The sequence below is a fragment of the Janibacter sp. CX7 genome, assembly GCF_024362365.1.
Lineage (GTDB): Bacteria > Actinomycetota > Actinomycetes > Actinomycetales > Dermatophilaceae > Janibacter.
In genome coordinates, this window is record NZ_CP101464.1 from 2,471,661 (window position 1) to 2,494,877 (window position 23,217).

Below are 23,217 nucleotides of genomic sequence, written 5' to 3' on the forward strand. Positions count from 1 at the left end.
CCCCGTGCCGCGCGACGCCCTACGCCGTTGCTCCGTACGACGAGCCAGTTCCTTCGCCCACTGCCCGGGCCCACCTCGCCCCATACGCCGTTGCTCCGTACGACGAGCCGCGGTTCAGAGCACGGAGCAACGGCGTAGGCAGTCATCCGCACCCCCGTCGCCCCACCGATCCACCCCGCGTCCGGCTCAAAGTACGGAGCAACGGCATAGGCAGCGATCCGGGCCTCGACCGTGGGCTCCGGCTGCACCTGTGTCACCAGGGTGACGCCTGTGTGACCGCATGGAGTGACACGGGCGGGCGGATCGTCACACAGGTGCCGCGCCACCCGCGGCCGGCGCGGCTCACGGCACTCGGTCGCGCCCTCGCCGCCCGCCCTCAGTGCGCGTGGTCGTGGTCGACGTGCACCGGCAGGCCGGTGCGCACGTCGGTCACCGGCAGCGAGCTGTCGGCGGGGAGCGAGAGGTCGCTCGCCGGCCGCCCCTTGAGCATCATCTGGGCCCCGAGGCTGGCGACCATCGCGCCGTTGTCGGTGCACAGCCCCGGCCGCGGGACGCGCAGCTGGATGCCGGCGTCATCGCACCGTTGCTGGGCCATCGCCCGCAGGCGCGAGTTGGCCGCGACCCCACCACCGACCTGCAGCGCGGCGACATCGTGCTCGGTGCAGGCGAGCACCGCCTTGCGCGTGAGGATGTCGACGACGGCCTCCTGGAAGGACGCGGCCACGTCGGCCACCGGCACGTCGCGCCCGGCGGCCTGCTCGGCCTGGACCCAGCGGGTCACGGCTGTCTTGAGCCCCGAGAAGGAGAAGTCGAAGCGGTGCCGCTCCATGTCCTTGCGGCTGGAGAGCCCCCGCGGGAAGTCGATGGTGATCTGCCCGTCGCTCGCCGCCCGGTCGATGTGCGGCCCACCGGGGAAGGGCAGCCCGAGCACCCGCGCCACCTTGTCGAAGGCTTCCCCCGCGGCGTCGTCGATCGTCGACCCGAGGCTGCGGATGTCGTGCGTGACATCGGGGACGAGCAGCAGCGAGGAGTGGCCGCCGCTCACGAGCATCGCCATCGTCGGCTCCGGCAGCGGCCCGTGCTCGACGATGTCGACGGCGACGTGGCTGGCGAGGTGGTTGACGCCGTAGATCGGCAGCCCGAGGGCGACGGCCAGCGCCTTGGCCGAGGCGACGCCGACCATGAGCGGGCCGGCGAGGCCCGGGCCGGAGGTCACGGCGATGCCGTCGAGGTCGGTCAGCGCGACGCCGGCGTCACGGCAGGCCCGCTCGATCGTCGGCACCATCGCCTCGAGGTGGGCACGGGAGGCGACCTCGGGCACCACCCCGCCAAATCGGGCGTGCTCGTCGACGCTCGAGGCGATGGCATCGACCAGCAGCTCGGTGCCGTGGACGATGCCGACACCGGTCTCGTCGCACGAGGTCTCGATGCCAAGAACGAGGGGTGCATCCGTCATGCCTGCGCCTCCTGCGTCAGGTCGAGAGCGAGGACGAGCGCGTCGACCCCACCCGGGTAGTAGCCGCGCCGGGTCTGCAGCAGCCCGAAGCCGGCCGAGTCGTAGAGCCCCCGCGCCGCGGTGTTGTCGGCGCGCACCTCGAGCAGCAGCCGCTCGGCGCCCGCGGCCCGCGAGCGCGCGACGAGCTCCTCGAGCAGCCGCCGACCCAGGCCGGTGCCCCGCACCCGCGGCAGGGTCGCGATGGTCATGACGTCACTCGTGTCGCCCGCGTGGTCGAGGCCCGCATATCCGGCGACGCCCTCGGAGTCCTCCGCGAGCAGGTACTCCCGCCGCGGCCGCCCCGCGAGCTCGCCCCACCAGGACGCGAGGCTCCACGCCTCGGTCCCGAAGAGCTCCTGCTCCAGGTCCGCCAGCACCTCGAGGTCCTGCCAGCGCACCTCCCTCATGACGAAGGGGGTCACCGTCGCCGTGGTCACTGGCTCGCCTCGGCGTCCCGGCCGGCCTGCTCGGCCCGGACGGCCTGCTCGGCCCGCCGCAGGTCGCGCTGCTGCTGACGGGGTGAGGGCTTGAGCGCAGACTTCGGCGCCGTGGACGCGGGCGCGACCGCGTCGGGCCGGCGCAGGTAGAGCGGCTCGATCGGCATGTCGGCCCCGGCGGCGATGCGCCGGGCGGCCAGGCCGGCGAGGACACCGGCGTCGACGTCGAGCAGCCCGTCAGCGTCACCACCGGCGAGCGAGGTCAGCAGGTCCGGGTAGAGCAGCGGCCCGCGGCCGACGGCCGGCAGGGCGCGTACCTCCTCGGGCAGTTCAGAGGGCCGGGTCACCTCGGGCTCGTCGAGCGCGGTGATCTCGCCTGCGGCGCAGCGATAGCGGGCCCAGTAGACCTCCTTGCGCCGGGCGTCACTCGCGACGAGCAGCTCGCCCTCGTACCCATTGGCAGCAGCCGCGGCGGCGAGCGCGTCGAGCGAGCACACCCCGTGCACGGTCACACCGCGCGCGTGGGCGAAGGTCTGGGCGGTGACGAGACCGACCCGCAGCCCGGTGAAGGGGCCCGGGCCGGTGCCGACGGCCACGTGGGTCACCTCGTCGACGCCGGTGCCCGCCGCCGCGAGGGTCTCGACGACCAGCGGCGCGAGCAGCTCGGTGTGCCGGCGGGCGTCGACGACGGAGCGGCTGGCGAGCACCCGCTCGCCGTCGTGGACGGCGACCGAGATCGCCGACGTGGCGGTGTCCAGCGCGAGCAGCCTCACGGCACTCCCCCTTCGTCGTCGGTCGCATCGGGCCCCGCGTCGGGTGCCTCCTGCAGGTGGGACTCGACGTCGACGTCGGCCCAGCGGGCTCCGACGCCGGTGGCGGTGAGCGTCCGCGACTCCGTCTCCGGGTCGGCGACGAGGGTGATCTCGAGTCGCTCGTCGGCCAGCCCCTCGGCGAGGCCGGCGCCCCACTCGACGACCGTGACGGCCTCGTCGAGCTCGGAGTCGAGGTCGAGGTCGTCGAGCTCGGCGGCGCCCCCGAGGCGGTAGGCATCGACGTGGACGAGCTCGGGGCCCCCCACGAGCGAGGGGTGGACCCGCGCGATGACGAAGGTCGGGGAGGTCACGGCACCCCGCACGCCGAGCCCCTCGCCCAGCCCGCGGGTGAAGGTCGTCTTGCCGGCCCCGAGCCCACCCGTCAGCACGACGAGGTCACCGGCACGCAGCAGGTCGGCCAGGCGCCGACCGGCCGCGACGGTCGTGTCGGCATCGGTGAGGAGCACGCTCACGCGCTGCGCCCCGTCACGCGCTCCCCGACGCCGTCGCCGACGGCCGCACCGGCGCGCTCGGCGTCGCGCTGCGCGTCGTCGCCGCGGGTGCGCTCGAGCAGCCCGAGGACGCCGTCGGTGACCGGACCGGGTCGCTCGAGCTGGAGCAGGTGGCCCACGCCGGGCACGACGACGTGCTCCGCCGCGGGCAGGGCGTCGGCGAGCGCCTGGCTGTGCGCGGGCGGGGTCAGCACGTCCTTGGACCCGGCGACGATGATGACCGGGGTGTCGACGAGGCCCGGCAGACTCTCGCGCACGTCGAGCTCGTCGAGCTCGGGGATGAAGGCACCGATCGCGTCGAGCGGCGTGCCGAAGATCATCTTCGCCACCTTGCGCAGCATCTCCTTGGGCATGGGGGTGCCGAAGGCGTAGCGCTGGATGGCGGAGTTCTCGACGGCACGGCCGGCGGCGCGCAGGCCGCCCCACATGCCGTCGCGGCGGCCGAGCCCGGTGAGGAAGCTCGGGCCGAACCGGGTGATGAGCCCGTCGAGAGCACGCCCGAGTCCGATGTGCACGAGGCTGTCGCCGCCCGCGCTCGTCGCGATGAGCGCGGCGCCGGCGACCCGGTCGCGCGTCACCTCGGGGTAGCGCCCGGCGAAGCTCATGATCGTCATGCCGCCCATCGAGTGGCCGACGAGGACGAGCTCACCCTCAGGGGTCGTCGCGTCCACGACGGCGCGCAGGTCCTTGCCGAGCTGGTCGATGGTGCAGTGCTCGAGGTCGCCGGCCTGCGAGGTGCCGTGGTTGCGCTGGTCGTAGCTGACGACGCGGTAGCCGGCGTCGACGAGCGCGCGCCGCTGGAAGACCCACGAGCTGAGGTTGAGCACGAAGCCGTGGACGAGGACGACGGTCGGCCCGCTCTGCGGGGTCCAGCCCTCCGGTTCGTCGACCTCGACGTGCAGGACGACCCCGTCGCTGGCCGGCACGGCCATGATCTTGTCCGTGGCGAAGGGGAAGACGTGCGCCTCGTCCTGGTGGGTCACCGCGTAGGCGCGCGACCGGCGCAGCGCGGAGCGGCCGGCGTAGCCGGCGCCCGCGATGGCGACGCCACCGACGGCCGCGGCGGCCAGGCCCAGCCCCGTTGCGGCACCCCGGCTCATGGAGTTCGCCCGGGCTATCTTCTGCTGCTCGTCCATCACTGGCCTCCGAGGTAGCGGCGCGGGACGCGGGGCCCGAGCCGGGTGACGATCTCGTAGTTGATCGTGTCGATCGCGGCCGCCCAGTCCTGTGCGGTCGGCTCTCCGTCGGCCTCGCGGCCGATGAGGACGACCTCGTCGCCGGACCGGGCGGGGCTGTCGGCGCCCAGGTCGAGCACCATCTGGTCCATGCACACACGACCCGCGACGGTGTAGCGGCGACCGTGGACCTGCATCGGCCCGACGCCCGAGGCGTGGCGGGGGATGCCGTCGGCATAGCCGAGCGGCACGAGGCCGAGGCGAGTGTCCCCCTTCGTCGTGTACCGGTGGCCGTAGGAGATGCCCTGGCCGGCCGGGCAGTCCTTGACGTTGATGAGGCGGGCGACGACGCGCATCGCCTCGCGCAGGCCGAAGTGGGTGGGACCCCCGATGTCGGGCACCGGCGACAGGCCGTAGATCGAGACCCCCGGGCGCACCATGTCGAAGCGCGCGGACGGGTTGGTCAGGGTCGCCGCGGAGTTGGCCAGGTGGCGGATGCGCGGCCGCAGACCGGCGCGCTCGGCGTCGGCGAGGATCGCGCCGAAGGTCTCCTGCTGGGCCCGCACCGTCGGGTGGTCGGGGGCGTCGGCGTAGGCGAAGTGACTGAAGACGCCTTCGACGTCGAGGACGCCCTCGGCCTGCAGCCGGGCGGCGTCGACGAGCATGCCCGCGAGATCTTCGCGCCACGCGCCACCGCGCCCGAGGCCGGTGTCGACCTTGAGGTGGATGCGTGCGGTCTGGCCGGTGGCCCGGGCCGCCGCCGCGATCTCGGCGAGCGCCCACGGGGCACCGGCCGACAGGGTCAGGTCGGCGCGCACCGCGGCGGCCAGGTCGGCGCCGGGCGGGAAGAGCCACGTGAGGATCGGCGCGGTGACGCCCGCCGCCCGGGCCGCCATCGCCTCGCCGAGCTGGGCGATGGCCAGGTAGGTGGCGCCGCCGGCGAGGGCTGCCCCGGCGACCGGCACGAGACCGTGGCCGTAGGCATCGCCCTTGATGACCGCCATGACGTCGGCGTCGCCGGCGAGCTCGCCGAGGCGGGCGACGTTGTCGCGGATCGCGTCGAGGTCGATGTCCGCCCACGCGGACAGGCCGTCGGTCGGCGCATCGCTCGGCAGGACCGAGGGGGTCGCGACGGACGGCATTGCTGGGTGCGGGGTCGAGATGTCCATGGGTACCGACCGAGTCTAGATCGGCGAAGGGGGGCAGACTGGCAGGCATGACCTACCGCACCGACGACTACCAGGCCGACCGCACCCGCTACGACGCCACGGACTACCGCCGGTGCGGCCGCTCGGGGCTGGCGCTGCCCCCGATCTCGCTCGGCCTGTGGCACAACTTCGGCGACGCGGAGCCCCTCGAGACGCAGCGGGCGGTGCTGCGGCGCGCCTTCGACCGGGGCGTGACGCACATGGACCTCGCCAACAACTACGGCCCGCCCTACGGCGCCGCAGAGCGCAACTTCGGGTCGATCTTCGCGCAGGACTTCCGCCCCTACCGCGACGAGCTGATCATCTCGACCAAGGCCGGCTGGGACATGTGGCCCGGCCCCTACGGGCAGGGCGGCGGCTCGCGCAAGTACCTGCTCGCCTCGCTCGACCAGTCGCTGGAGCGGATGGGGCTGGACTACGTCGACATCTTCTACAGCCACCGCTTCGACCCCGACACGCCGCTCGAGGAGACGATGGGCGCGCTCGACGCGGCCGTGCGCGCCGGCAAGGCGCTCTACGTCGGCATCTCCTCCTACGGCTCGGAGCGCACCCGCGAGGCGCACGCGATCCTGCGCGAGATGGGCACTCCCCTGCTCATCCACCAGCCCTCCTACTCGATGATCAACCGCTGGATCGAGGACGAGCTGCTCGACACCGTCGACGAGCTCGGGGTCGGCACGATCGCCTTCACCCCGCTCGCCCAGGGCCTGCTGACCAACAAGTACCTCGGCGGCATCCCCGAGGACTCGCGCGCCGCGCGCGAGGGCACCGGCATCGCCGACCAGCTGACCGACGACAACATCGCCCGCATCCGCGCGCTCGACGCCATCGCGCAGGAGCGCGGTCAGAGCCTCGCGCAGATGGCGCTGGCCTGGGCGCTGCGCGACGAGCGGGTCACCTCGCTGCTCGTCGGCGCCCGCACCGTCGAGCAGCTCGACAACAGCCTCGACGCGCTGGGCAACACCGACTTCAGCGACGAGGAGCTCGCGCGCATCGACGAGCACGCGGTCGACGGCGGGGTCAACTGGTGGGCGGAGTCGGCCCGGGGCTAGGAACGCAGCAGCGCGGCCACCGTCGGGGCGAGCGCGTGCGCCACGGCGAGCGCACGCACCGGGCCGCCGGGGTTGGCGTCGTGGGCGGCGCGGCCGTGCACGAGCGCGGCGAGCGAGCCCGCCTCGGCCGGCTCCAGCCCTCCCGCGAGCAGGGCTCCGGCGAGCCCCGCGAGGACGTCGCCCGACCCGGCGGTCGCCAGCCATGCCGGGGCGTCGTCCTGCACATGGACCGGCCCGTCGGCGTCGACGACGAGCGTCGTGGCGCCCTTGAGCAGCACGGTCGCGCCGGTGAGCCCGGCGAGCATCCGGGCGTGCTCGAGCGGTGAGCCCTCGACCTCCTCGCGGGTCAGCTCGGTCGAGCGCTGGCGCAGCCGGGTGATCATCCGCGCGCACTCCCCCGCGTGCGGGGTGAGCAGGGTGGGTGCCTCGCGTCGGCCGGTGATGAGCTCGAGCCCACCCGCGTCGACGAGCACGGGCAGGTCGGAGTCGAGGGCAGCCCGGGCGGCAGCCAGCTGGGCGTCGGCGCCGGGACTCGTCGAGGTCGTGTCGAGGCCGGGCCCGACGACCCAGGCCTGGACCCTCCCTTCGCCGTGGACGGCCTCGGGGACCGCCGCCCGCACGAGCGCGGTCGGCGTCTGCGTCCCGACGTAGCGGACCATGCCCACCCCGGCGGTGACGGCGGCGGTCGTCGTGAGCACCGCTGCGCCCGTGTACTGCTCGCCACCGGCGACGATGCCGAGGACACCACGCGAGTACTTGTCCTCGTCGTGCCCGGGCACCGGCCACAGCAGCGGCACGTCGTCGGGGGTGATCCGCACGACGGCGGGCGTCGCCTCGGTGAGGTCGAGCCCGATGTCGATGACGGTGAGCACCCCGCAGGCGGCCTCCGTCGGCGGCAGCAGGTGCACCGGCTTGGGCGCGCCGAAGGTCACCGTCTCGTCGGCGAAGACCGCGTCGGCGAGCGCGTCGCCGCCCTCGACCGGCTGCCCGCTCGGGGTGTCGACGGAGATGACCCAGGCCCGGTCACGGATCGCGTCGACCCACGGCCGGGCGAAGGGAGGCAGCCCCGGCCTCCCCCCGATGCCGGTGATGCCGTCGAGGACCACCTCGGCGCGCGAGATCGCGGTGAGCGCTTCGCGGCTGTCGGCGGCGAGCACCGTGGCGCCCCGCTGCCGGGCGAGCTCCGCGGCATCGGTCTGCACCTGCGAGGCCGTGGTGTCGATGCACACCGCCGTCGCCTCGAAGCCCCGCTTGGCCAGCCGGGCGATGGCGTAGAGGGCGTCGGCGCCGTTGTTGCCCGGGCCGACGAGGGCCGTGACGGTGCGGGCACCGCGCTCGCGCATCCGCCCGGCGGTCACGCGTGCGATGCCCCGGGCCGCCCGCTGCATCAGCTCACCGCTCTCGAGAAGCTCGGGCAGGGCCGCCTCGGCGGCGCGGATGGTCGGGGCGGAGTAGCCGGTGATCACGCCGACGACGCTACCGCTCCTCCCTTCGCCGCCCCACCACCCCACAAACTGTGGCTGGCTACACCTTCGCGCGTGGGCCACAGCACGTGCTGCGGCTGACGATCCAAGATGTAGCCAGCCACAGTTTGTGCGATGGGGTGGGTGGACGAAGGGGGTCAGGCGGTCTCGGCGACGACGATCGCCGTCGCGATGCCGCCGTCGTGGCTCAGGGAGATGTGCAGGCGGTCGGCGCCGAGCTCCTCGGCGCGCTCGGCGACGCGGCCGCTGATCGCGAGCACCGGTTCGCCGTGCCGACCCTTGGTGACCTCGACGCCCTGCCAGGGCAGGTCGCCGGGGGTCATCAGGGCCTTGCCGACGGCTTCCTTGGCGGCGAAGCGCGCGGCGAGCGACTGCAGCGGCAGGTCGCGCTCGGCCGCGGTGAAGACGCGGTCGAGCAGCGCGGGGGTGCGCTCGAGCCGCTCGCCGAGGCGGGCGATGTCGACGACGTCGATGCCGACCCCGACGATCACGAGGTCACTCGACCGTGACGGACTTGGCGAGGTTGCGCGGCTGGTCGACGTCCAGCCCCTTGGCCGTCGACAGGTGCAGGGCGAAGACCTGCAGCGGCACGACGGTGAGCAGCGGCTGGAGCAGCGGCGAGGTGTGCGGCACCCGGATCACCTCGTCGGCGAAGGGCAGCACCTCGTCGTCACCCTCCTGGGCGATGACGAGCGTGCGGGCACCGCGGGCGCGGATCTCCTGGATGTTGGAGACGACCTTCTTGTGCAGCTCGTTGGGGGTGTCCGGGCCGGGGACGACGATGAAGACCGGCTGACCGGGCTCGATGAGCGCGATCGGGCCGTGCTTGAGCTCGCCCGCGGCGAAGCCCTCGGCGTGGATGTAGGCGAGCTCCTTGAGCTTGAGCGCGCCCTCCATGGCGATCGGGTAGCCGACGTTGCGGCCGAGGAAGAGCACCGAGCGGGTGTCGGCCATGAAGCGGGCGATCTCCTCGACCCGGCCCATCGTGCCGAGCAGGGCCTCGATCTTGGCCGGGACCTCGTGCAGCTCGGCCATGACGGCCTTGGCGTCGTCGGCGTAGGTCTCGCCGCGCAGCTGCGCGAGGTAGAGACCGAGGACGTAGCAGGCGGTGATCTGGGCGAGGAAGGCCTTCGTCGAGGCGACGGCGATCTCCGGGCCGGCGTGCGTGTAGAGCACGGCGTCGGACTCGCGCGGGATCGTCGCACCGTGCGTGTTGCACACCGAGACGGTGAGCGCGCCGAGCGAGCGGGCGTGGCGCACGGCCATCGCGGTGTCGGCGGTCTCGCCGGACTGGCTGATCGAGACGACGAGGGTGCGCTCGGAGACGATCGGGTCGCAGTAGCGGAACTCGTGCGCGAGGGAGACCTCGACCGGGATGCGGGTCCAGTGCTCGATGGCGTACTTCGCGACCATGCCGGCGTAGGCGGCGGTGCCGCAGGCGACGATGGTGATCCGGTCGACCTGCTTGAGCTGGTCCTCGTCGATGCGCAGCTCGTCGAGGACGAGACGGCCGTCGGCGTCGGTGCGCCCGAGGAGGGTGTCGCCGACCGCGTGCGGCTGGTCGTTGATCTCCTTCTCCATGAAGGTGTCGTAGCCGCCCTTCTCGGCAGCGGCGGCATCCCAGGTCACCTCGTAGGGCTTGCCCTCGGCGGGCGAGCCGTCGAAGTTCATCACCGTGTGCGAGGTCGGGGTGATCGTGACGATCTGGTCCTGGTCGAGCTCGACGGCCTGCTTGGTGTAGCCGATGAAGGCGGCGACGTCGGAGCCGAGGAAGTTCTCGCCCTCGCCCAGACCCACGACGAGCGGGCTGTTGCGACGGGCGGCGACGACGGTGTCCGGGGCGTCGGCGTGGACGGCGAGGAGGGTGAAGGCGCCCTCGAGGCGGTTGACGACCGAGCGCATCGCCTCGGTGAGGTCGCCCGACTCGGCGAAGGCCGCGGCGAGCAGCTGCGCGGCGACCTCGGTGTCGGTCTCGGAGGTGAACTCGATGCCCTGCGCGAGCAGCTCCTGCTTGAGGGCGTGGAAGTTCTCGACGATGCCGTTGTGGACGACGGCGAGCTTGCCGTCCCGGCCACCGCGGTGGGGGTGGGCATTTTCGTCCGTCGGGCCGCCGTGGGTGGCCCAGCGGGTGTGACCGATGGCCGTCGCGGCCGCGGGCACGGTCTCGCCCTCGAGGGCCGAGCGCAGGTTCTCGAGCTTGCCCGCCCGCTTCTCGGTGAAGACCTCGTCACCGGCGACGAGGGCGACACCCGCCGAGTCGTAGCCCCGGTACTCGAGGCGGGCCAGGCCCTCCATGACGACGTCCAGGGGGCGCGCGCCCGCATCGGGGCCGACGTAACCAACGATTCCGCACATGGCGGACAGGCTAACCGCCCGGTGACCGTCTGCTGAAAAGGTGGGACACAATGGGGTGCGTGTCCACCGCCGCCACGACGAGCTTGCCCTCCCCCTTCGTCGAGCTCGACCGCCAGGCCTGGGCACACCTGCGCGAGAACCACCCCCTCAACCTCGACGAGAGCGACCTCGCCCGCCTGCGCGGCCTGAGCGACCCGATCGACCTCGAGGAGGTCCAGGAGGTCTACCTGCCGCTCTCGCGCCTGCTGACCTTCTACGTCTCCGCGACAACCCGGCTGCACCGGATCACCTCGACCTTCCTCGGCGAACGCCCGCCCAAGGCCCCCTTCGTCATCGGGGTCGCAGGCTCCGTGGCCGTCGGCAAGTCGACGACCGCCCGCATCCTGCGCGAGCTGATGCAGCGCTGGCCGGACACGCCCAAGGTCGAGCTCGTGACGACCGACGGCTTCCTGCTGCCCAATGCCGAGCTGGAGCGGCGTGGCCTGCTCCAGCGCAAAGGCTTCCCCGAGGCCTACGACCGGCGGGCGCTGCTGCGCTTCGTCTCGGCGATCAAGGCGGGCCAGCCCGAGGTCACCGCCCCGGTGTACTCGCACCTGACCTACGACATCGTCCCCGACGAGCGCATCGTCGTGCGCCAGCCCGACGTGCTCATCGTCGAGGGGCTCAACGTCCTGCAGCCGCCGGGCATCCGCAGCGACGGGCGCACCGGCCTGGCCGTCAGCGACTTCTTCGACTTCTCCGTCTACGTCGACGCCAACATCGCCGACATCCGGCAGTGGTACGTCGAGCGCTTCCTGCGCCTGCGCAAGACCGCCTTCGCCGACCCCGCGTCCTACTTCCACCGCTACGCCGGGCTCACCGACGAGCAGGCCCGCGCCCGCGCCCTGCACATCTTCGAGACGATCAACGAGCCCAACCTGCTCGACAACGTCCTGCCGACCCGTGGCCGCGCCACCCTCGTCCTGACGAAGGGGGCGGACCACCAGGTCCGTCGCATCCGCCTGCGCAAGCTCTAGCGCCGCCGGGCCACCGAGCCCGCGTGGTCAGGCACCCATTGCCGGTCCGGCGGGGTGATGGTGACGTCGGCGGCGACAGCGACGGGCGAAAGATGGTGTCGGCGCACATCAAGCCGAAGTCAGTCACGACAACCGCCGGCCATCGATGAACGAAGGACTTCGGCGGGCGCCGACATCTTCTTTCGTCCGGCGCCATCCAGCCAACGACAAAGCCCCCGCGACCTCCTGGTCGCGGGGGCTTCGTGCTGGGTGGCTCAGTACCAGTGCGGGTCGTTGCTGTCCCAGAAGGCCTTGGCGCCGCAGGGGTCGCCGTAGGAGGTCTTGATGTAGTCCATGCCCCACTCCATCTGGGTGACCGGGTTGGTCTTCCAGTCGGGGCCGGCGGAAGCCATCTTGCTCGCGGGCAGCGACTGCGGGATGCCGTAGGCGCCGGACGAGGAGTTGGTCGCGCTGTAGTCCCAGTTGCTCTCGCCGATCCACAGGCTGACGAGGCAGGACCACTGGTCGTCGCCCCAGCCGTACTCGGCGGCGAGCTCCTTGCCGTAGGGCGCGGGGTCGGCCTGGATCGCGGCGATCTCGTCGTCGGTGAACTCGCGCTCGCTGACCGGCTTGGCCTCCTCCTCCTCGGCCTTGCGCTCGGCGGCGGCCTTCTTGTCCGCGGCGGCCTTGCGCTTGGCCTCGGCCTTCTTCTTCGCCTCGGCCTTGGCCTTGGCGGCCTTCTGGGCCTCTGCCTTCTTCTTCGCGGCAGCCGTCGAGAGGCGGTCCTGCTCACGGGAGGCGCTGCGGGAGACGTTGGTCTCGCGGCGGTCGTCCGCCAGGCGCGTGGTGTCGGCCGTCACGGCGTCAACGGCCGGCGCCGACGAGGTCGTCTCGGCGACGGCCTGGGCCGTGGCATCGTGCGACGGGTCGCCGAGGGCGACGGTCGCGCCGACCGAGCCGAGCATGGCGACCGCGAGGGCCCCGCCCACGACGGGACGGCGAACGGCGGCGCGCAGTCGGGCGCCCTTGCTCTCGGCGCGTGCGGCGCCGTGCCTGGGCGTGTAGTCGGTCGACTTCACGACACCAGCTCCTTCCATGAAACAGCCACTCACGAGGAGTGGCTGCATGCGTGCCGACATCGTCAGGGGATCGACCCGGCCGTTATCTTTTCGAGACCTTAGTCGATGCCCTCGTGAGCGTGCAAAAGCCGGGGTGTGGATCACACCCCGGCTCCAGCGCGACGGGGGGGGTCCGCCGGCTGCACCAGCCAGCGGACCCCCCTTCGTGCCGGCGGGGTCAGACGTCGAGGCCCTCGAGCAGGTCCGTGACGAGCGCCGCGATCGGGCTGCGCTCGCTGCGGGTGAGGGTCACGTGGGAGAAGAGCGGGTGCCCCTTGAGCGTCTCGATGACCGCCGCGACACCGTCATGGCGACCAACCCGCAGGTTGTCGCGCTGGGCGACGTCGTGGGTGAGCACGATCTTGGAGTTCTGCCCGATGCGGGACATCACGGTGAGCAGGACGTTGCGCTCGAGGCTCTGCGCCTCGTCGACGATGACGAAGGCGTCGTGGAGGCTGCGGCCGCGGATGTGGGTCAGCGGCAGCACCTCGAGCATCTCGCGGTCGATGATCTCGTCGACGACCTCCTTCGACACGAGCGCGCCGAGGGTGTCGTGCACCGCCTGCGCCCACGGGCCCATCTTTTCCTGCTCGCTGCCGGGCAGGTAGCCGAGCTCCTGGCCGCCGACGGCGTAGAGCGGGCGGAAGACGACGACCTTGCGGTGCTGGCGCCGCTCCATGACCGCCTCGAGGCCCGCGCACATCGCCAGGGCGCTCTTGCCGGTGCCGGCCCGCCCGCCGAGGCTGACGATGCCGACGTCGGGGTCGAGGAGCAGGTCGAGCGCGATCCGCTGCTCGGCGGAGCGACCGTGCAGGCCGAAGGCGTCGCGGTCGCCGCGCACGAGCCGCACCTGCTTGTCGGCACCGACCCGACCGAGGGCGCTTCCCTTGGGCGAGAGGATCTTCAGCCCCGTGTGGCAGGGCAGCTCGGCGGCGGCGAGGTGCTCGACGCGACCGGTCTCGTAGAGGGTGTCGACCTCCTCGGCGCTCATGTCGAGTTCGGCCATGCCGGTCCACCCGGAGTCGGAACGGCTCTGCTCGTGGCGGTACTCCTGCGCGTCGATGCCCACGGCCGAGGCCTTGACCCGCATCGGCAGGTCCTTGGACACGACGGTGACGTCGGCGCCCTCGAGGGAGAGGTTCTTGGCGACCGCGAGGATGCGGGTGTCGTTGTCCCCCAGGCGAAACCCGGAGGGCAGCGACATCGGGTCGGTGTGGTTGAGCTCGACGCGCAGGGTGCCGCCCTCGTCGCCGACCGGGACGGGAGCGTCGAGACGACCGGCGCTGATCCGCAGGTCGTCGAGCAGGCGCAGCGCGGTGCGGGCGAAGTAGCCCAGCTCGGGGTGGTGCCGCTTGCCCTCGAGCTCGGTGACGACGACGACCGGCAGGACGACCTCGTGCTCCTTGAAGCGCAGCATCGCCCGCGGGTCGGACAGCAGGACCGAGGTGTCCAGGACGTAGGTGCGAGGGCCTTCGTCGCGCGGCGGGAGCTCCACGGGGTCGGGCGCGCCGTCGGGCTGCGCGGCAGAGGGGGTGACGGTCTGGGTGATCAGGTCGTCCACGTCGGGCTCCTCCTGGGCGCAGCGCCGGCCGGCGCGTGCGCGCCTACTCTCCGTGCTGGTGCCGGGACCGGGCCGGTGGCGTGAGCCGGGGCCGGGTCCGGCCCCTCCTGCTGAGCAGCAGCTCCATACCTGAGGCCTCCCGAACGCGTTGCGGTCTGCAACCCGTCACGGTCAACGTACGACCGCGCCGACGCACGACCGTGCACGTCCGGGGCGTGTCGGCGGCGCGGACGGAGAAGTTCACGCGCCGGAAACCCACGTCCGTCACACCTGCCCCACGCGCCACTCCTCCCCCTTCGCCCCAACCCTGCAAAACCCTAGGGTTCTGCGGAGTTGGCCCGAGGTAACCCTGCAAAACCCTAGGGTCCTACGGAGTTGGCCCGAGGTAACCCTGCACAACCCTAGGGTCCTGCGGAGCTGGCAGGCGGGCGAAGGGGAGGTCAGGCGCCGAAGCGGCGGTGCCGGTCCGCGTAGGCGCGCAGCGCGCGCAGGAAGTCGACCCGGCGGAACTCGGGCCAGTAGACCTCGCAGAAGTAGTACTCGCTGTGCGCGGACTGCCACAGCAGGAAGCCGGACAGGCGCTGCTCCCCCGAGGTGCGGATGACGAGGTCGGGGTCGGGCTGGCCCTTGGTGTAGAGGTGCGCGCTGATGTCCTCGACGGTCAGCTCGTCGGCCACGTCGGCCAGGCTCGCGCCCTCGGCGGCCCGGGTGCGCAGCAGGGAGCGGACGGCGTCGGCGATCTCCTGGCGCCCGCCATAGCCCACGGCGACGTTGACGATCAGCCCCTCGACCTCGGCGGTCTCCTCCTCGGCGCGACGCAGCGCGGCCGCGGTCTGGACCGGGAGCATGTCGAGCGCCCCGGCCGCGTGCAGCTGCCAGCGCCCGGCGGCGGCGAGGTCGGCGACGAGCCCCTCGATGATCCGCAGCAGCTTGTCGAGCTCCTGCGGCGGGCGGGTGAGGTTGTCGGTCGACAGCAGCCAGAGCGTGACGACCTCGACACCAGCGTCCTCGCACCACTCGAGGAAGCTGCCGACATTGGCCGCGCCGGCACGATGGCCGTCGTCGGCGTTGCCGCCGCGGGCCTTGGCGAAGCGCCGGTTGCCGTCGACGATCATCCCGACGTGGCGCGGCACCGAGGCCGCGTCGAGCTGGGCCACGAGGCGGCGCTCGTAGGCGGTGTACAGCGGGTTGCGCACTCGCGGGTCCCTTCCTGGCGCGGGTCGTCGCGCCCAACCTACCGCCGGTGCGTGTGCCCCCTCACAGGGGCGCTCTCGCGGGGGTCGCGGCATGGTCAACCTACGGCTGCGTAGGTTACCGTCGTCGTCATGGATTCACCCCGCGCGGAGATCAAGGAGCTCGCCGACGACGTCGGCGAGCACGTCGACGCCTTCGTCGAAGCGGTCAAGCCGCACCTGCGCGGATGGCTCCATCTCGTGACCGCTCCCCTCGCCCTCGTCGGCGGCCTCGTCCTCACCTCGATGGCGCCGACCCAGGGCGGGCGCATCGCCGCGATGGTCTTCACCATCACCGCTGGCCTGCTCTTCGGCACCTCCGCGGTCTACCACCGCGGGCGCTGGGGCGGGCGCCTCGCCGGCGCGCTGCGCCGGTGGGACCACGCCAACATCTTCCTCATCATCGCCGGGAGCTACACCCCCTTCGCGCTGATGCTGCCGCGCACCCAGGCGATCACGCTGCTCGTCATCGTCTGGAGCGGCGCGATCATCGGCGTGCTCTTCCGCGTGCTGTGGGTCGGCGCACCGCGCTGGCTCTACGTGCCGGTCTACGTCGCCCTCGGCTGGGTCGCCGTCTTCTACATCAAGCCGCTGCTGACCCACGGCGGCTGGACGATCCTCGCCTTCGTCGTCGCGGGTGGCGCGCTCTACACCGCCGGCGCAGTCGTCTACGGCCTCAAGCGGCCCAACCCGTCACCGCGGTGGTTCGGCTTCCACGAGATCTTCCACGCGCTGACGGTGCTGGCCTTCATCTCACACTTCGTCGCCGCGACGCTCGCCCTCTTCGGGCCGATCGCCAACTCCTGACGGGTCGGCCTCCGCGTCGGCCTCCCCCTCGTCGGACCCGTCGGCCGCGCGCGTCGCCTTCGTCTCCTCCGCCCGACGCCGGGCCTCCTCGGCCCGGTCACGCTCGGCGAGGTTGATCCGCCGCAGCCGGGTGAACATGCTGCGCATGAGCAGCCACAGCGCGAGCGCCAGGACGAAGAAGGCGACAAAGGCCCACCAGCCGGGGCCGACCTCGGTGCTCGGGGTGTTCACTCCCACTCCCTCACGGTCGGGGCGGTCCGGGTGTCGTGCACCGCGGTCAGGTCGTTGCGGGTGGCCAGGGCGTCGGCCTCGGCGAGGCTCGCCGGCACCCCCGCGAAGAGGTCGTCCTCGGGCAGCGAGGTCTCGACGAGGCTGATCGCCAGCTCGTACTCCTCGGTGGGCCACAGGTCGGCCTGCACGTCGTTGGGCACGGCGAAGAAGAAGCCGTCGGGGTCGATCTGCGTCGCGTGCGAGCGCAACGCCTCGTCGCGGGCGTCGAAGAAGTCGGAGCACTGCACCCACGTGGTGAGGGTGCGCTGCGGGCGCCCCTCGGCGCGCTTGATCCAGTCGACGAAGGGGGACTCCTGCCCCTTCGCCACGAGCGCCTCGTGGAAGGCGTGGATCCGGTCGATGCTGAAGCCGCCGATGTAGTAGAGCTTGAGCGGCTGCCACGGCTCCCCCGCGTGCGGGAAGGCCTCGGGGTCGCCGGCCGCCTCGAAGGCCGCGACGCTCACCCGGTTGGTCATCACGTGATCCGGGTGCGGGTAGCCGCCGTTCTCGTCATAGGTCGTGATCACGTGCGGGCGGAAGCGACGGATCTCGCGCACGAGCGCCTCGGTCGCGACGTCGAGCGGCTCGCGGTAGAAGCAGCCGTCGGGCAGCGACGGCAGCGGGTCGCCCTCGGGCAGGCCGGAGTCGACGAAGCCGAGCCAGGTGTGCTGCACGCCGAGCGCCGCCTGGGCGCGGGCCATCTCCTGGCGGCGCACCTCGACGATGTCGCGCTGGATGTGCGGGTCGTCCTTGAGCTTGGGGTTGAGCACGTCGCCGCGCTCACCGCCCGTGCACGTCACGACGAGCACCTCGGCGCCGTCGTGGACATAGCGGGCAGTCGTCGCCGCGCCCTTGCTCGACTCGTCGTCGGGGTGCGCGTGCACGGCCATGAGCCTGAGTGCTTCCACTGCTGGGGTCCTCCCGGGGAGGTGCGCCGCGCGGGCCGGTGTGCCGGCGCGGTCTGGAGTCACGGACAATGGACCCATCCTCTCACCGCGCACCGACTGGTCCGACGACAGCCGGCGCCACCCCCTTCGTCCGCAGGAGCCGTCATGACCACCGCCTCCCCCGAGAGCCAGCCGGCCTGGGACCCGGAGCAGGAGGAGGCCAGCGCCGAGGCCAACCCCGCACGGGGACAGCGGCGCTGGTGGGTCATCGGGATCGTCTTCGTCGTCGTCGCGACGCTGCTCACGGTGTGGTTCGGCGTCTCGAGCACGCGGGGCGCCGTGACGACGACCGACATCGGCTTCGAGCGCACGAGCGAGCGCCAGATCGTCATGATCTTCGAGGTCACCCGGCCCGAGGGCACGGCGCTCTCGTGCACGATCACGGCGATGGACGGCCAGTACGGGCGGGTCGGGACCAAGGAGCAGGCCGTGCCCGCGGCCGACGAGCGGACCACCCGCGTGCGGGCCGCGGTGCGCACGACGACGCGGGCCGTGACGGCCACCGTCCAGGGCTGCACCGCGGTGGACTGACACCTGCATCTGCGTCGACTTGGCGGTACACTGGTCCTTTACCGCAACCGTGGGTCTGGACCGATCGGTCCAGACCTTTGTGCATCACCGGACGATCCGGGGCACCTCGGTTCACCGTCCGTGGGGGTCGAAGCAGATTCTGCACGGCTACACAGCAAGGAGAGATCCGTGACCCAGACCGCGTCCACCGCGTCGTACCTGACCGAGGAGGCGTACGAGCGACTCCAGGCCGAGCTGCGTGAGCTCTCGGGCCCGGGTCGCATCGAGATCGCCAAGCGCATCGAGGCCGCCCGCGAGGAGGGCGACCTCAAGGAGAACGGTGGCTACCACGCCGCCAAGGAGGAGCAGGGCAAGATGGAGGCCCGCATCCGCCAGCTCAAGCAGATCCTCGACACCGCCATCGTCGGCGAGGCCCCGCCGGACGACGGTGTCGTCGAGCCCGGCATGGTCGTCACCGTCGAGCTCTTCGGCGACGAGGAGACCTTCCTCCTCGGCTCCCGCGAGATCGCCGACGGCAGCGACAGCATCGACGTCTACTCCGAGCAGTCCCCGCTCGGCGGCGCGATCAACGGCAAGAAGGTCGGCGAGACCGCCACCTACGACGCCCCCAACGGCAAGACCATCGAGGTCAAGATCCTGTCGGCGAAGCCCTACCAGGCCTGACGCCACAGGGCTCCGCACGAAGGGGAGGTCCCGACCAGCCGGTCGGGACCTCCCCTTCGTCATGTCGTGGTCAGGGCAGCGGCGGCAGCCACCGGCCCGGGTCGCGCCAGTCGTCCGGCAGCTGCGCCCGGTCGACGTCCCGCGGGTCGAGGGGGACGTCGGAGCGGAGGAAGGCGCCGTTGTTCTCCGCAGGCAGCGGCTCGACCCGCGCCGGCGGCTCGACGGGGAGGTCGGAGCGACGGAAGGCCGGCAACGGCTCGACCCGCGCCGGCGGCTCGAAGCGCGAGCCGCCCGGCGACGTCGGGTCGAGGATCTCGCCGTCATCGACCAGCCCCGGGGGCACGGCGATCGGGTGGATGCGCAGCGGGGCCGGGACCACCGGGGTGTAGCGCTCGAAGGCGAGCCCGCTGTCACCGGAGTGGCCTCGCCCGCGACCACTGCCGCCCCCGGTGAAGATGCCGGAGGCGCGGCGCTGCGTCTCTGCCTCGTCGGCGAGCCGTCGGCTCTGCTGTCGCAGCGCACCCTCGGCGTCGTCGAGGCTGCGGTGCGCGATCCGCCAGTCCTTCGCGAACTTCTCGAAGTCGGGCCCCTCCCAGAGGGCCCGCAGACGCTGGAGCAGGACGGCCCCGCGGTCGCCGACGGCGGCGATGCTCTCGCCCTGCCGTCGCAGGGCCACGGCGGTGTCGTCGAGCTGCTCGACGTCCGCCCCATGGCTGATGTGCCGCACGCGCCGGCCTCCCTTCGCTGTCGGGACCACCCTAGGCAGTCCCGGCGTGCGCCCCCAATGGGGAGGACTCCCCTCAGGTGCGGGTGGGAGGATGTGGGCATGTTCGGTCGTGCGATCCCGCCCATGCCCACCGCCGAGAGTGCCCTGCCGGGCCGCCCGGAGCGCCCCTTCACCGTGCCGACGACGCACGCGGTGCTCGGGACGCCCCTCGAGGGTCCGTGGCCCGAGGGCACCGAGGTGCTCCACATCGCGATGGGCTGCTTCTGGGGAGCGGAGCGGATCATGTGGCAGCTGCCGGGCGTCGTGACGACGGCGGCCGGTTACATGGGCGGCTTCACTCCCCACCCGACCTACGAGGAGACGTGCACCGGCCTGACCGGTCACACCGAGAGCGTCCTCGTGGCCTACGACCCCGAGCGCACGCGGCCGGAGCTGCTGCTCAAGGCCTTCTGGGAGAACCACGACCCGACGACGGCGGACCGCCAGGGCAACGACGTCGGCACGCAGTACCGCTCGGCGATCTACTGGACCACCGACGAGCAGCGCGCGGCCGTCGAGGCGACGGCCGCGGCCTTCGGCGAGGAGCTGCGGCGGCACAACCTGCCGCCGGTCGTCACCGAGATGCGTCCCGCGAGCGAGGCCGGCACCTTCTGGTATGCCGAGGACTACCACCAGCAGTACCTGCACAAGAACCCCGGCGGCTACTGCAACCACGGCCCCAACGGCCTGACCTGCCAGGTCGGCATCCTGCGTCAGGACGAGGTGCCCAGCCAGGAGTCGGTGCTGGGCCGCGACGCCTGACCCCGGTCACCTGCCGAGGAGCCGGCGCCACCACCGGCGAGGCGAAGGGGGCGGCACCTGGGCCTCCTCCGGCTCCGGGGAGAGCGCCCGCTCCTCGCGCAGCCGGCGCCACGCCGCGACCATCTGCTCGACGTCGACCGTCGGGGCCAGCGGTGGCGCCGTCGGCCCGAAGGTCGGGCGCCGGCGCTCGTCGAGCACGCGCTGGTTGAAGTCGCGCAGCAGCTCGCGCACGTCGGCCTCGTGGCGCTCGTCGACGAGGGACTGCGGGTAGCCGGCGGCCTCGCGTCGCAGCTGCAGCGCGGGCGGCAGCGCGTCGCTGCTGTCGAGCCCCTCGCGGGCCATCATCCCCTTGACCCACCAGTCGGGGTCGCTGCTCTCGATCCCGCGCAGGGGCCGGCCGGCGCCGGGCAGGTCGTCGAACTCCCCGCGCTCGGTGGCCTCACGGATCTGACGCTCGATCCACCCTTCGTACGGCGGTACTCCCATGCCCCCAGTGTGGCCCGGGCTCACTCCCCGCGGGCGGAGACGACCACGACGTCGCGGTCGGCGGCGACCCAGGCGTCGACCTGCCATCCCTCGGGACCGGCGAGGGTCACGGGGTCGAGCTCGGCGCTGTCGACCTCGTCGCGCACCACGTCGACGACGTCCATCTGCGGACCGGGGTCCGACGACGCCTGCGATCGAAGGGAGTCGGCCACCTCCGGCTCGACGGTCACCGCGGCGTCGATCCAGTAGGTCGAGGGGCCGGGGGCGGTCCGGTCGCCGCCGAGGGTGCCGGACTGCCACGTCGCCGACACCGGGTCACCGAGGTCGGGGAATCGCGATGTCAGCGGCTCGAGGTCGGTGCGGGTGCCGCGCTCGTCGACGCTCTTGGTCGGCTCCGTGGGCGGCTGCGGCCCGCTGCCCCCTCCGCACCCGGCGAGGGCGAGGAGGGCGGCGAGGAGCAGGCCGACGGTGCGCACGTCAGAGGCTGGCGGCCAACTCGGTGCCCTGGCGGATCGCGCGCTTGGCGTCGAGCTCGGCGGCGACGTCGGCGCCACCGATGACGTGCACGTCGACCCCCTTCGCCTGCAGCGGCTCGACGAGGTCACGCACGGACTCCTGACCGGTGCACACGACGACGTTGTCGAGCTCGAGCAGGCGCGGCTTGCCGTCGACGGTGATGTGCAGGCCGTTGTCGTCGATGCGCTCGTAGGCGGCGCCGGTGATCTGGTGGACGCCCTTGGCCTTGATGGCCGCGCGGTGCACCCAACCGGTCGTCTTGCCCAGGCCGGCGCCGATCTTGCTCTCCTTGCGCTGGACGAGGTAGACGGTGCGCGGCGAGGCGGCGGGGTGGGCCTCCTTGAGCCCACCACGGTCGGCGGACAGCGGGTCGACGCCCCACTCGTCCTGCCACTCCTTGAGGTCCAGAGTCGGCGACTCGACGGTCGTCAGCAGCTCGGTGACGTCGACACCGATGCCGCCGGCGCCGATGACGGCGACCCGCTCGCCGATCTCGCGGGTGCCCAGGACCGCCTCGGGATAGGTGACGACCATCGGGTGGTCGATGCCCTCGATCTCGGGGACGCGTGGCGTCACACCGGTCGCGAGGACGACCTCGTCGAAGCCCGCGAGGTCGTCGGCGCCGACCCGGGTGCCCAGGTGCACGGTCACGTCACGCCGCTCGAGCTCGCCGCGGAAGTAGCGGATCGTCTCGGCGAACTCCTCCTTGCCCGGGATGCGCATGGCGAGCGCGAACTGGCCGCCGATGTCGTCGCCGGCCTCGAAGAGCTCGACCGCGTGGCCCCGCTCGGCCGCGGACACGGCAGCGGACAGACCCGCCGGGCCACCGCCGACGACGGCCACCCGCTTGCGACGGGCGGTGGGCGACAGGACGAGCTCGGTCTCGTGGCCGGCGCGGGGGTTGACCAGACAGCTGGCGACCTTGCGCTGGAAGGTGTGGTCGAGGCAGGCCTGGTTGCAGGCGATGCACGTGTTGATCCGCTCGCTCTGCCCCGCAGCGGCCTTCGTGCCCCACTGGGGGTCGGCGAGCCACGGGCGCGCCATCTGGACGAGGTCGGCGTGGCCGGCCGCGAGGACCTGCTCGGCCTGGTCGGGCATGTTGATCCGGTTGCTCGTGACGACCGGGATGTCGACGTGCGGGCGCAGCCGCTCGGCGACCTCGGTGAAGGCCATCCGCGGCACCGACGTGACGATCGTCGGCACCCGCGCCTCGTGCCAGCCGATGCCGGTCGACAGGATCGTCGCGCCGGCCGCCTCGATCTCGGTGGCCAGGGCGAGGATCTCCTCCCAGGTCTGGCCGCCCTCGACGAGGTCGAGGATCGACAGCCGGTAGATGACGATGAAGTCCTCGCCCACCGCTGCGCGCACGGCGCGCACGATCTCGGTGGCGATGCGACGTCGGTTGGCCGGCGTGCCGCCCCAGCCGTCGGTGCGCTGGTTGGTCCGCGGCGCGAGGAACTGGTTGATGAAATAGCCCTCGGAGCCCATGACCTCGACGCCGTCGTAGCCGGCGGAGCGGGCGAGCTCCGCGGCCCGGGCGAAGGCACGGATCTGGCGGCGAACGCCCTTCTCGCTCGGGCCGCGTGCGGCGAAGGGGGTGATCGGCGACTTCCCGGACGAGGCCGAGACGGAGTAGGGGTGATAGGCGTAGCGGCCTGCGTGGAGGATCTGCAGCGCGATCTTGCCGCCCTCGCGGTGCACGGCGTCGGTGATCTGGTGGTGCCGCCGAGCCTCGCGGCTCGTCGTGAGCTTCGAGGCGAAGGGGTAGAAGCTGCCCTCGATGTTCGGCGCGAAGCCGCCGGTGACGATGAGCCCGGCTCCCCCCTTCGCCCGCTCGGCGTAGAAGGCCGCAAGCCGCTCGAAGTTGCTCGCCCGGTCCTCGAGGCCGGTGTGCATCGACCCCATGATCGTGCGGTTGCGCAGGGTCGTGAAGCCCAGGTCGAGCGGCGAGAAGAGCGTGGGGTAGTCGGTCATCGTGGTCCTTCGTGCGAGTGCCGTGCGTCGAGCCGACCGTACCCATGACGAAGGGGGTG

The 23,217-nt window shown here is 72.5% G+C and carries 24 protein-coding genes; 6 read left to right on the forward strand and 18 right to left on the reverse strand.

What is annotated here, in order from left to right:
* Positions 1–376: 376 nt before the first annotated feature.
* From tsaD to alr, 6 genes are read right to left on the reverse strand one after another with little or no spacing between them, the layout of a single operon-like run.
* Complete coding sequence (gene tsaD / locus NMQ01_RS12125) at positions 377–1,456, reverse strand: tRNA (adenosine(37)-N6)-threonylcarbamoyltransferase complex transferase subunit TsaD (protein WP_255184182.1); 1,080 nt, start codon at positions 1,454–1,456, stop codon at positions 377–379.
* Complete coding sequence (gene rimI / locus NMQ01_RS12130) at positions 1,453–1,932, reverse strand: ribosomal protein S18-alanine N-acetyltransferase (protein ID WP_255184183.1); 480 nt, start codon at positions 1,930–1,932, stop codon at positions 1,453–1,455. Before rimI ends, tsaD begins: the two co-directional genes overlap by 4 nt.
* The gene (gene tsaB, locus NMQ01_RS12135; protein WP_255184184.1) at positions 1,929–2,705 is read right to left on the reverse strand and encodes a tRNA (adenosine(37)-N6)-threonylcarbamoyltransferase complex dimerization subunit type 1 TsaB; all 777 of its coding nucleotides are present in this window, start codon (positions 2,703–2,705) and stop codon (positions 1,929–1,931) included. Before tsaB ends, rimI begins: the two co-directional genes overlap by 4 nt.
* Positions 2,702–3,217 (reverse strand): tRNA (adenosine(37)-N6)-threonylcarbamoyltransferase complex ATPase subunit type 1 TsaE, encoded by a 516-nt coding sequence (gene tsaE / locus NMQ01_RS12140; protein ID WP_255184185.1) that lies wholly within the window; start codon positions 3,215–3,217, stop codon positions 2,702–2,704. The genes tsaB and tsaE overlap by 4 nt, the downstream gene beginning before the upstream one ends.
* The gene (locus tag NMQ01_RS12145; RefSeq protein ID WP_255184186.1) at positions 3,214–4,392 is read right to left on the reverse strand and encodes an alpha/beta fold hydrolase; all 1,179 of its coding nucleotides are present in this window, start codon (positions 4,390–4,392) and stop codon (positions 3,214–3,216) included. Before NMQ01_RS12145 ends, tsaE begins: the two co-directional genes overlap by 4 nt.
* Positions 4,392–5,600: an alanine racemase gene (gene alr / locus NMQ01_RS12150; protein ID WP_255184187.1), complete on the reverse strand. Its 1,209-nt coding sequence runs from the start codon at positions 5,598–5,600 to the stop codon at positions 4,392–4,394. Before alr ends, NMQ01_RS12145 begins: the two co-directional genes overlap by 1 nt.
* Positions 5,601–5,647: 47 nt before the next feature.
* Between alr and mgrA the strand changes: the two genes are divergently transcribed.
* On the forward strand, positions 5,648–6,691 hold the full coding sequence (gene mgrA, locus NMQ01_RS12155) for an L-glyceraldehyde 3-phosphate reductase (protein ID WP_255184188.1): 1,044 nt from the start codon (positions 5,648–5,650) through the stop codon (positions 6,689–6,691).
* On the opposite strand, the gene NMQ01_RS12160 is transcribed toward mgrA, so the two are convergent.
* The 3 genes from NMQ01_RS12160 to glmS form a co-directional block, all read right to left on the reverse strand.
* A complete protein-coding gene (locus NMQ01_RS12160) occupies positions 6,688–8,157 on the reverse strand; it encodes a bifunctional ADP-dependent NAD(P)H-hydrate dehydratase/NAD(P)H-hydrate epimerase (RefSeq protein ID WP_255184189.1) in 1,470 nt (489 codons plus the stop codon). The genes mgrA and NMQ01_RS12160 overlap by 4 nt on opposite strands.
* 155 nt (positions 8,158–8,312) lie before the next feature.
* Positions 8,313–8,666, reverse strand: a complete 354-nt coding sequence (locus NMQ01_RS12165) for a holo-ACP synthase (protein WP_255184190.1) — start codon at positions 8,664–8,666, stop codon at positions 8,313–8,315.
* Positions 8,667–8,670: 4 nt separating this feature from the next.
* Entirely contained in the window at positions 8,671–10,530 is a 1,860-nt protein-coding gene (glmS, locus tag NMQ01_RS12170; protein ID WP_255184191.1) for a glutamine--fructose-6-phosphate transaminase (isomerizing), read from the reverse strand.
* 50 nt (positions 10,531–10,580) lie between these two features.
* Between glmS and coaA the strand changes: the two genes are divergently transcribed.
* Positions 10,581–11,546, forward strand: coding sequence for a type I pantothenate kinase (gene coaA, locus NMQ01_RS12175; protein ID WP_255184192.1), 966 nt, complete (start codon positions 10,581–10,583; stop codon positions 11,544–11,546).
* A 254-nt stretch (positions 11,547–11,800) separates the two neighbouring features.
* On the opposite strand, the gene NMQ01_RS12180 is transcribed toward coaA, so the two are convergent.
* From NMQ01_RS12180 to NMQ01_RS12190, 3 genes are all read right to left on the reverse strand, one after another.
* Positions 11,801–12,604 carry a hypothetical protein gene (locus NMQ01_RS12180; protein WP_255184193.1) on the reverse strand — a complete coding sequence of 268 codons (804 nt, stop codon included), beginning with the start codon at positions 12,602–12,604 and terminating at the stop codon, positions 11,801–11,803.
* 217 nt (positions 12,605–12,821) lie between these two features.
* Positions 12,822–14,138, reverse strand: a complete 1,317-nt coding sequence (locus NMQ01_RS12185; protein WP_255186369.1) for a PhoH family protein — start codon at positions 14,136–14,138, stop codon at positions 12,822–12,824.
* 506 nt (positions 14,139–14,644) lie between these two features.
* The gene (locus NMQ01_RS12190) at positions 14,645–15,400 is read right to left on the reverse strand and encodes an isoprenyl transferase (RefSeq protein ID WP_255184194.1); all 756 of its coding nucleotides are present in this window, start codon (positions 15,398–15,400) and stop codon (positions 14,645–14,647) included.
* 129 nt (positions 15,401–15,529) lie between these two features.
* On the opposite strand from NMQ01_RS12190, the gene NMQ01_RS12195 reads away from it, so the two are divergent.
* Complete coding sequence (locus tag NMQ01_RS12195) at positions 15,530–16,243, forward strand: hemolysin III family protein (RefSeq protein ID WP_255184195.1); 714 nt, start codon at positions 15,530–15,532, stop codon at positions 16,241–16,243.
* Here the strand turns inward: NMQ01_RS12195 and NMQ01_RS12200 are convergent.
* Both NMQ01_RS12200 and mca read right to left on the reverse strand, forming a co-directional pair.
* Complete coding sequence (locus NMQ01_RS12200) at positions 16,190–16,474, reverse strand: hypothetical protein (RefSeq protein WP_255184196.1); 285 nt, start codon at positions 16,472–16,474, stop codon at positions 16,190–16,192. The two genes, NMQ01_RS12195 and NMQ01_RS12200, sit on opposite strands and share 54 nt — an antisense overlap.
* The gene (mca, locus tag NMQ01_RS12205) at positions 16,471–17,403 is read right to left on the reverse strand and encodes a mycothiol conjugate amidase Mca (protein ID WP_255186370.1); all 933 of its coding nucleotides are present in this window, start codon (positions 17,401–17,403) and stop codon (positions 16,471–16,473) included. Before mca ends, NMQ01_RS12200 begins: the two co-directional genes overlap by 4 nt.
* Before the next feature lie 162 nt (positions 17,404–17,565).
* On the opposite strand from mca, the gene NMQ01_RS12210 reads away from it, so the two are divergent.
* On the forward strand, positions 17,566–17,991 hold the full coding sequence (locus NMQ01_RS12210) for a DUF4307 domain-containing protein (protein ID WP_255184197.1): 426 nt from the start codon (positions 17,566–17,568) through the stop codon (positions 17,989–17,991).
* Positions 17,992–18,159: 168 nt separating this feature from the next.
* Positions 18,160–18,654: a transcription elongation factor GreA gene (gene greA, locus NMQ01_RS12215; RefSeq protein ID WP_255184198.1), complete on the forward strand. Its 495-nt coding sequence runs from the start codon at positions 18,160–18,162 to the stop codon at positions 18,652–18,654.
* Between the two features lie 70 nt (positions 18,655–18,724).
* Here the strand turns inward: greA and NMQ01_RS12220 are convergent, their stop codons facing one another.
* On the reverse strand, positions 18,725–19,381 hold the full coding sequence (locus NMQ01_RS12220; RefSeq protein ID WP_255184199.1) for a WXG100 family type VII secretion target: 657 nt from the start codon (positions 19,379–19,381) through the stop codon (positions 18,725–18,727).
* 99 nt (positions 19,382–19,480) lie between these two features.
* Between NMQ01_RS12220 and msrA the strand changes: the two genes are divergently transcribed.
* Positions 19,481–20,182, forward strand: coding sequence for a peptide-methionine (S)-S-oxide reductase MsrA (gene msrA, locus NMQ01_RS12225; protein WP_255184200.1), 702 nt, complete (start codon positions 19,481–19,483; stop codon positions 20,180–20,182).
* A gap of 6 nt (positions 20,183–20,188) precedes the next feature.
* Here the strand turns inward: msrA and NMQ01_RS12230 are convergent, their stop codons facing one another.
* The 3 genes from NMQ01_RS12230 to NMQ01_RS12240 are packed head-to-tail and all read right to left on the reverse strand — an operon-like array spanning position 20,189 to position 23,158.
* A complete protein-coding gene (locus NMQ01_RS12230) occupies positions 20,189–20,668 on the reverse strand; it encodes a DUF1992 domain-containing protein (RefSeq protein ID WP_255184201.1) in 480 nt (159 codons plus the stop codon).
* Between the two features lie 20 nt (positions 20,669–20,688).
* Positions 20,689–21,144, reverse strand: coding sequence for a hypothetical protein (locus NMQ01_RS12235; RefSeq protein ID WP_255184202.1), 456 nt, complete (start codon positions 21,142–21,144; stop codon positions 20,689–20,691).
* 1 nt (position 21,145) lies between these two features.
* Complete coding sequence (locus NMQ01_RS12240; RefSeq protein WP_255184203.1) at positions 21,146–23,158, reverse strand: NADPH-dependent 2,4-dienoyl-CoA reductase; 2,013 nt, start codon at positions 23,156–23,158, stop codon at positions 21,146–21,148.
* Between the last annotated feature and the right edge of the window lie 59 nt (positions 23,159–23,217).